Raw genomic sequence first — 7,673 nt, 5'->3', positions numbered from 1 at the left:
GCATGGACATCCAAACCGACGTAGGTACGGTTATTCATGGCTGGAACCTCCAGACGTTCAAATGTGGCTCTACCAGTCCACACCCCGCACGAGACTGCGGAACAGGCCCCCGGACCGGCAACCCACGAACCTCTTTGAACCCGAGGTTCCAGTCCTACGTCAGGACCGGCCCACCACACTTCATATCGTCTAGCCGCGGTCCAGCCTGTAGCGCCAGGACGGCAGCTGCTTTCCCGCTGTGTCCTCGGCAACCGGGAAGAAGCGGTCCTTCCGGAAGCCCAAGCCCTCCAGCAGCCTGCGCGAGGGAAGATTAGGCTCGTAGACCCCCGCGAAAATGGTCCCGCTGCCGCGGGCGCTGAAAAGCCAGTCGACCAGGGCTCTCGCGGCCTCCCGGCCGAGCCCGACCCCGTGGTGGTCCGGGTGCAGAACGTAGCCCAGGCTGGCTGCCTCAGCGGGAATCCGGCCGGGCGCCGGGGGCTCCTCCGTGTTCCAGGTCCGGCCGTCCCCAACGATTTCTCCGGTGGCCCGCAGTTCGATCGCCCAGCCGAAGTGAAACCACTCGGCAGTAGAGGCTGCCGCCGCGGACAGCGCCTGCTCGAGCCGGGCGTGGTTCTGAGCCGGGGTAAGCGGACCGTGGGACAGGTACCGCGTCGCCGCCGGATGGGCGCGGAATCGGAGCAGGGCGCCGGCGTCGTCCGCTGTCAACGGACGCAACAGCAAACGCTCGGTGAGGAGCGGCGCCGGGGTGTAGCTGCCTGCGGCTGCCACAAGGCCGTCAGCTCAGCGCGTTGCGGCGGCCTTCGAAGGCCCTGCCGAGGGTGACTTCGTCGGCGTATTCCAGATCCCCGCCCACGGGCAGGCCGGAAGCGAGCCGGGTGACGGCGATGCCGATCGACTTGAGCATCCGGGCAAGATACGTGGCGGTGGCCTCGCCCTCCAGATTGGGGTCGGTGGCGATGATGATTTCCTGGATGGCGCCGTCGTTGAGCCGGGTCAGCAGCTCACGGATCCGGAGCTGTTCCGGACCGATGCCGGCGATTGGATTAATCGCGCCGCCCAGCACGTGGTACCTGCCGCGGAACGACCGCGTGCGCTCGACCGCCAGGACGTCCTTAGATTCTTCGACGACGCAGATCACCGAGGGATCCCGGCGCGGGTCGCGGCAGATGTTGCACAGTTCCTGCTCCGTCACGTTCCCGCACACCGTGCAGAATTTGACCCGTTCTTTCACAGTGGTGATGGCATCGACGAGCCGCTTCATGTCCTGGGGATCCGCCTCGAGGATGTGGAAGGCCAGCCGCTGGGCTGACTTTGGCCCCACTCCGGGAAGGCGTCCGAGCTCGTCGATCAGCTCTTGAACTGCGCCTTCATACACAATGTCCTCGTTCGTTTGGAGTGGGGCCGGGGCCAGCCGGCAGGGGGTCTGCTAGAAGCGGGGCGGCAGCGGGCTTCCATCCAGGGAGCGTTCCTCTACCAGTTTCCCGCCCAGAATACGCTCGACGGCGGCCCGGCCGAAGACGCCCGATTCCTCGATCGTTTCGTCGTCGGCGCTCGGGATGTCCTGTACGTAGACGGTGGTTGCGGCAGCAGCGCGGGTGGGGGCTTTCGCCCGCCCGGCCTCGGCCTCGGGACTGTTCGACAGCCGCTGGTATAGGCTCTGCCGGCCTGCTGGGGCGGCAGCCTCCGGAGCAGCGGTCACCGCAACAGCATCCGCGACTGCAGCGGCGGCAGCGGCAGCCACGCGCGGCGCAACAGCTTCCGCGACGGCCGGCGCCGCTTCGGCGCGGGCAGGGTGGTCCGAGGTCAGTCCGGACGGAGCGGACACCACGCCCGCATACGCCGGGATCTGTGCCGTCGCCGGCTCGTAGTGCACTGGCGCCGGCTCAGGCTCGGGTGCCGAGGGCTCGACATCCGGACCCGTGTACCGGCCGAGGTTCGAATCTGTTCCGACCGTCCAGACGCCCGGTGACTGCTCGACGGCGCGGGCCCACGCATCAGCCGACGCGTCCTGGCCCGCGTCCGGTGTCCCGGCGGGAGAGCCGGCAGCCTTGGTCCCCGGCGCGGCCGGGGACTTGCGGGCTGGAGCCGCTGCCGCTGCTGCGGGCTCGGGGCGGCGCGGCGTGGCGGCGGGTGAAGGATCCCAATCCAGGGGTGGTTCTTCGTCCAGCGGCGGGGCGTCCTCGTCCCGGGGCGGTCCCCAGTCTTCATCAGGGTCGGCATAGGACCCGGACGCCTCCGACGGCCCGCCCGGTTCGACGGATGGCTCGGCCGTGCGGACCTGAGCCTGGGCTGCAGGGGCAGGCACCTGCAGTTCCGGCACCGGCGCTGCCTTGGGAGCCTCGTCGTTGGGAGCCGGCGCGGCCCTGGTGGGGGCCAGGGTGGATTGCGTCGCCGGCTGTGAAGCGGCGGGAACGTGGGTCTGGGCGGGTGCCCCAGCCGGGATGGCAACAGAGGTTTCGTTCGCCGGAGATTCGGGCGGCTGGGGGGCCGGGCTCAGGCCCCAGGCGACGTCGGCCGATGATGCATACGTTGCCGTCGTTGCCGGAGTCTCCGGGCTAGCCGGCGCTTTTGGGTTTGGCTCAGAGCTCGCTGGACTGTTGCTGCTGCCGGACACGGCCCGGATCTGGCAATCGATGCCGATCGTCTTGTGGATCGCCTGCCGGAGGTTGTCGGCGTGGTCGGCCCGGCCGAAAGCCCCCGCCAGCCCCGTGGTGGTGAACGCGAGGGTCAGGACGTGGTCTTCGAAATGGCCGACTTGGGCATTGGGTTCCACCAGTGCCCAGGTGCTGCGCTTGATCTTGGTGAGTGTTTGCAGGATTTCGGGCCACGCGCGGCGCAAAACCTCCACGTCGGCGCCTGGGCCGGCGGCAGGACCGGGAGCAGGGCTGGGAGCCGCGGCAGGCGCCAGGCCATTCCCGGCAGGCTCGGTGCGCGCAGCGGCGGCCGGTGCAGCGGCGGACGGGGCGGCCACGGGCGCGGCCGCCCGAGCGGGCTCGACTGACGGGGCGGCAGCCTGCGGGGCAGTGTCTGCCGGGGGCAGGGCGGACCGCTTCGCGGCGGAGGGAACTGGCGCGGGCGCGGGCCGGCCGGCCGCTGTGGGTTCGTCTACGGGCCAGTCGCTGGTGCTGACCCGCGGTGCCGTCAGTGGTTCCCGGACAGGCTCGTCCCGCCGAGCGGGAGCGGGCGCGGGGGCTGTGGCCGGAGGCTGCTCGGCCTGGGGCGGGGTGGATGCGGCGGCGGCTGCGGCGGCCGGGGGCAAGGGCGCGGCGGGCGCCTGTGCAGCAGGCGGCCGGGGAGAAGCCGATTGTTCAGTGCGCTGTTCGGTGCGCGCAGGCGGAACGGCGGCAGGTGCGGGAGCACTGGCGAGGGGAGCCCCGACGTCGTTCCCGGCATAGTTCAACCGCCGCTCAACGCGGTCGATCCGGGCCGCGATGCCGCGCTCGGTCTGTTCGGAACTGGGCAGCAGGATGCGGGCGCACAGCAGTTCCAGATGCAGGCGCGGCGAGGTGGCCCCGGTCATGTCCGTGAGTGCGGTGTTGGTGACGTCCGCGGCGCGGGAGAGCTCGGCCGCCCCGAGGTTGTGGGCCTGGTTCTGCAGGCGGGCGATCTGGTCCGCCGGCATGCCGCGGAGGATGGACTGGGCGCTTTCGGGCATTGCCTGGACGATGATGAGGTCGCGGAAGCGTTCCAGCAGGTCTTCGACGAAGCGCCGGGGATCGTGCCCGGTCTGGATGACCCGGTCCACAGCGCGGAATACCGTGGCGGAATCCGACGCGGCGACGGCCTCGACGACGTCGTCCAGCAGGGAGGCGTGCGTGTAGCCCAGCAGGGCGACCGCGAGCTCGTAGTCCAGGCCGTTGGGTCCGGCGCCGGCCATGAGCTGGTCCAGCACGGAGAGGGAATCGCGCACCGAACCCCCGCCCGCGCGGATGACGAGGGAGAGCACGCCGGGCGCCACGGGGACGTTCTCCTGGGTGCAGAGCAGCTCCAGATACGCCATGAGAGGCTCCGGCGGCACCAACCGGAAGGGGTAGTGGTGCGTGCGGGAGCGGATAGTGCCGATGACCTTGTCCGGCTCCGTGGTGGCGAAGATGAACTTGATGTGTTCCGGCGGTTCTTCGACGATCTTGAGCAGGGCGTTGAAGCCGGCCGACGTGACCATGTGGGCTTCGTCGATGATGAAGATTTTGTAGCGGTCCCGGACCGGGGCGTAGGTGGCCCGTTCGCGGAGGTCGCGGGCGTCGTCGACACCGCCGTGGCTGGCGGCGTCGATCTCGATGACGTCCAGGGAGCCGGAGCCGCCGCGGGCCAGTTCGACGCAGCTGGGGCACTTGCCGCAGGGGGTGTCCGTGGGGCCCTCGGCGCAGTTCAGGCAGCGGGCCAGAATGCGGGCCGAGGTGGTTTTGCCGCAGCCGCGGGGGCCGGAAAAGAGATAGGCGTGGTTGACGCGGTTCTTGCGCAGGGCCGTCATGAGAGGCTCGGTGACATGCTCCTGCCCGATAACGTCCGCGAACGAATCGGGGCGGTATCGACGGTAGAGAGCGGTAGTAACAGTCACAGATAAACCCTACCAATCGGCACAGACATAAAAGACCCCTCATGCACCCGCCAGAGCCCGCTTACCCTTGCTACCTTCCGGTCCTGGGGGAGTTCAACAGGATGACGCCACATGAGGGGCCGTCAGCAAGTTTACCTGACGATTGGCTGTGCCTCGAATTGGCCCGTTTTGGCCTCTTATCCCCGGCGGGACATGCCCATTTTTTGCGGGCAGGACTGGGCTGGTTGGCACTATGTCCAGCCCTCGGCCGGGCTGCGGGGCATGTCCGGTGGCGGGGGAGGGCAGCGTGGGCCATGCTCATTTTTCGCGGGTAGTTGCGGGTAGTTATTGCGGCCAGCAGGGTGGATCCGGGCAATGCAGGCGGCGCTGGGGGACTGTGTCCAGCTAGTGCGTGCTGCATGGGGCATGTCCTCAGGTGGGCGTGGGCAGCGTGGGGCATGCCCATTTTTCGCGGACGGGACTGGGCCGCGCTGGGACTATGTCCAGCCCTCGAGCGGCTGGCGGGGCATGTCCTGTGGTGGGGTGGGCAGCGGTGGGGCATGTCCATTTTTCGCGCGCAGGACTGGGCTATTTGGCACTATGTCCAGCCTTCGCATGCAGCGGGGGGCATGTCCCCCGGAAGAGCCCCGGGCCGGGTCGGGGAGGGCTCAATTGGGCGAAGCTGGAAAGTTCAGGTATTCTAGTATCTGCTTTTGATTCAGAAGCAACTGGAGAATTCGCCTAGCGGCCTATGGCGCACGCCTGGAACGCGTGTTGGGTTAACGCCCTCGGGGGTTCAAATCCCCCATTCTCCGCGGTTGGCCCCGGTCCTCGGACCGGGGCCTTTTTGCGTCTCTATGCCTTTGCATCCTCGGAGGTTTGGCCAGAAAGTGCGTCCGCTGGCCCCGCCGCCCCGCACTCTGCGGCCCGCCCCCGGTCACCCCGCGGGCACTCAGTGGCCCCGCCGGGCCGCGTCCGGCCCTGCAGCCCCACCGGCCGCCCCGGCCCAGCGGCCCCACAGGCCCGGCCCCACTCCGCCGCTGGCCCAGCCTCAGGCCCTGTAGCCCAGCCGGCGCAGGCGGGCCCGGGCAGCCTGCTCGCTCGGACCCACCCGGCCGAGGGCAAGATGCACCACCGCGAGCGTGACCCGGGTGGCCAGGGTTACCGGCAGCGGAATCGGGCCCAGCCGCGCGGTCCGCAGGCCCAGGAGCTCGCGGTACCTGGGTTCGAGGCTTGTCACGGCGGCCGCGAACAGCACCCGGTAGCCAGGCCTGAGCGCGGGGTGGAGCGGCGGGTCGCGAATGAATGCCACCGTCTCGGTGACCCGTTCGTCGCAGCGGAGCTCGCCGTCGTCGTACCAGCGGTTCAGCTGCTGCCGCATTTCCGCTTCGCTCAGCGGAGGGGCCTCTACGCCCATCAGCCGCCCGGCTTGGGCCCACTCACGGACATAGGCATCAGGTCCGCCAGGAATCGGCCGACCCCACAGTTTGTGGGCGGAGAGGAACGCGTCGGTGAAGGCGATGTGAACCCAGCGGAGCAGTTCGGGATCGTTGGCCGCATAACTGCGCCGGATGCCGTGGCCGTCCACGAATTCTCCCCGCACAGTCCGGTGAAGCCGAAGCACCCAGTCCGACGCCGCCTTGGCCGTTTCCGTGGAGCCATAGGAAACGGTGAAGATCCAGCGGATAGTGCCCGCCAGCCGGCCCAGGGGGTCTTCGCGGAAACGGGAGTGATCGTGGACTCCGGCCAACGCACCGGGGTGGAGCGCCTGCATCAGAAGCGCCCGGATTCCCGCCACGATGGTTGGCATGTCCCCGTGCACGGCCCAGACTGCCGAGCCGGGCAAATGATAGCCGGCGTCGTCGCCCTCGGCCAGGTGCGGCACCCACTCGGGCACGGAATCGCGCGTCCCGGTGAACGTTTGTTTGAGTTCGGCCTGCCATTCCCTGAGGACATTGCGCATGGTTAATTCTCGCGTATGTAGAATCCTTGGTCGAACGGTGGCCCGGAGTGCCCGAAACGACTGCCCGAAGTGCCCTAAAAGCGTGCCGATCGGAGCTCGCGTATGCATTCACCCGTGTTCCCATGGGAGCGTAACCCGTCGAGATTGGGGTCTGGCGGGCATACTGCGGGAGTCGCATCGTGGGAAATCGCTCGGGAAGCGGACCCGAAAAGGCTAGTGGACCTTGGAAAAAGTTTGCGCGGATACTGGGCATTTGTGCGGTATCGGCGCTGACGATGATTGCGCTTGGAGTCAACGGCCCACCCTCCGCTCCTCCCGACCGCGGCTCCACACAAAGGACGACCGGAACTGCCATTTCCGCAACGGGAGTGTTTCCTTCCGATGTGCATGCCCTCGTACCCTATAGCCGTTCAAGCGTTAGGACGGCTTCCAAGGACGGCAAACACGAGCTGAATCTTGCATCGGCTGGATTGCGGCGTCCGCCTGCCGGGACCCTGATGGCTCCCCTTGAGACGCTGACTCCAACGTCGCACTTCGGGTTCCGAATCAGTCCACTCACTGGTAAGGCGGGCGAGTTTCACTGGGGCCAGGACTATTCCGCGCCGTGCGGCACCAGGGTTTACGCGGCCGACGGCGGCACGGTACGGGCGGTGGGGTGGCACCCGTGGGGCGGTGGCAACCGAGTAGAAGTTGACCACCAAAACGGGCTGATCACCACCTACAACCACCTGCAGGAAATCGCCGCAAAAAAGGGTGAATCCGTCGAGGTAGGCGAAGTTATCGCAAAGGTGGGCACCACGGGCTCGTCCACCGGCTGCCACCTCCATTTCGAGACTATAAAGGATGGTCACCACGCCAATCCGCTCAAATGGACACTCTTGCCAACTAAGCAGATCGACAAACTCGGGAACATCGAGATGATCAGCTACGCCGCCGGCGCGAACGGCCCCAGGAGTGCTACGAGCTGGGCCATCCCCGTGTCCGAGGACAACTCGCACGCCGTTACGGGAGGCACCTCCGAGGAGGATGTTCCACCCCCGCCGGAGCCGCCGGTTTATGCGTTGCCTGACAAGAGGCAGGACCCGGGTAGACCGCAGGGAGACCCCAATCGTGCTCCGGTGTCTTTGATTGCTGAGACGGTCTCGGGTCTCGATGTTGTTTTTGATGGGTCCG

General features: G+C 67.9%; 5 protein-coding genes, 1 tRNA gene and 1 other RNA gene. 2 read left to right on the top strand and 5 right to left on the bottom strand.

What is annotated here, in order from left to right; genetic code table 11:
- Positions 1–189: 189 nt before the first annotated feature.
- The 4 genes from MRBLAR12_RS22070 to ffs all read right to left on the bottom strand — a co-directional run bounded on the left by MRBLAR12_RS22070 (position 190) and on the right by ffs (position 4,682).
- A complete protein-coding gene (locus MRBLAR12_RS22070; RefSeq protein ID WP_364748451.1) occupies positions 190–768 on the bottom strand; it encodes a GNAT family N-acetyltransferase in 579 nt (192 codons plus the stop codon).
- 7 nt (positions 769–775) lie between these two features.
- Positions 776–1,375 (bottom strand): recombination mediator RecR, encoded by a 600-nt coding sequence (gene recR / locus MRBLAR12_RS22065; RefSeq protein WP_090579574.1) that lies wholly within the window; start codon positions 1,373–1,375, stop codon positions 776–778.
- Between the two features lie 51 nt (positions 1,376–1,426).
- Entirely contained in the window at positions 1,427–4,558 is a 3,132-nt protein-coding gene (locus tag MRBLAR12_RS22060) for a DNA polymerase III subunit gamma and tau (RefSeq protein ID WP_364748447.1), read from the bottom strand.
- Between the two features lie 27 nt (positions 4,559–4,585).
- An RNA gene (gene ffs, locus MRBLAR12_RS22055) (signal recognition particle sRNA small type) lies at positions 4,586–4,682 on the bottom strand.
- Between the two features lie 585 nt (positions 4,683–5,267).
- Here ffs and MRBLAR12_RS22050 point away from each other — a divergent pair.
- Positions 5,268–5,352: transfer RNA gene (locus tag MRBLAR12_RS22050), tRNA-Ser, on the top strand.
- A 236-nt stretch (positions 5,353–5,588) separates the two neighbouring features.
- Here MRBLAR12_RS22050 and MRBLAR12_RS22045 read toward each other — a convergent pair.
- A complete protein-coding gene (locus MRBLAR12_RS22045) occupies positions 5,589–6,500 on the bottom strand; it encodes an oxygenase MpaB family protein (RefSeq protein WP_364748445.1) in 912 nt (303 codons plus the stop codon).
- A gap of 497 nt (positions 6,501–6,997) precedes the next feature.
- On the opposite strand from MRBLAR12_RS22045, the gene MRBLAR12_RS22040 reads away from it, so the two are divergent.
- Positions 6,998–7,673: M23 family metallopeptidase (locus tag MRBLAR12_RS22040; RefSeq protein WP_364748443.1), on the top strand; the 676-nt coding region annotated here is incomplete at its 3' end.

The sequence above is a fragment of the Arthrobacter sp. LAR12-1-1.1 genome, from assembly GCF_040676555.1.
Taxonomy (GTDB): Bacteria; Actinomycetota; Actinomycetes; order Actinomycetales; family Micrococcaceae; genus Arthrobacter.
This window is presented reverse-complemented; position numbering and strand designations above follow the sequence as displayed.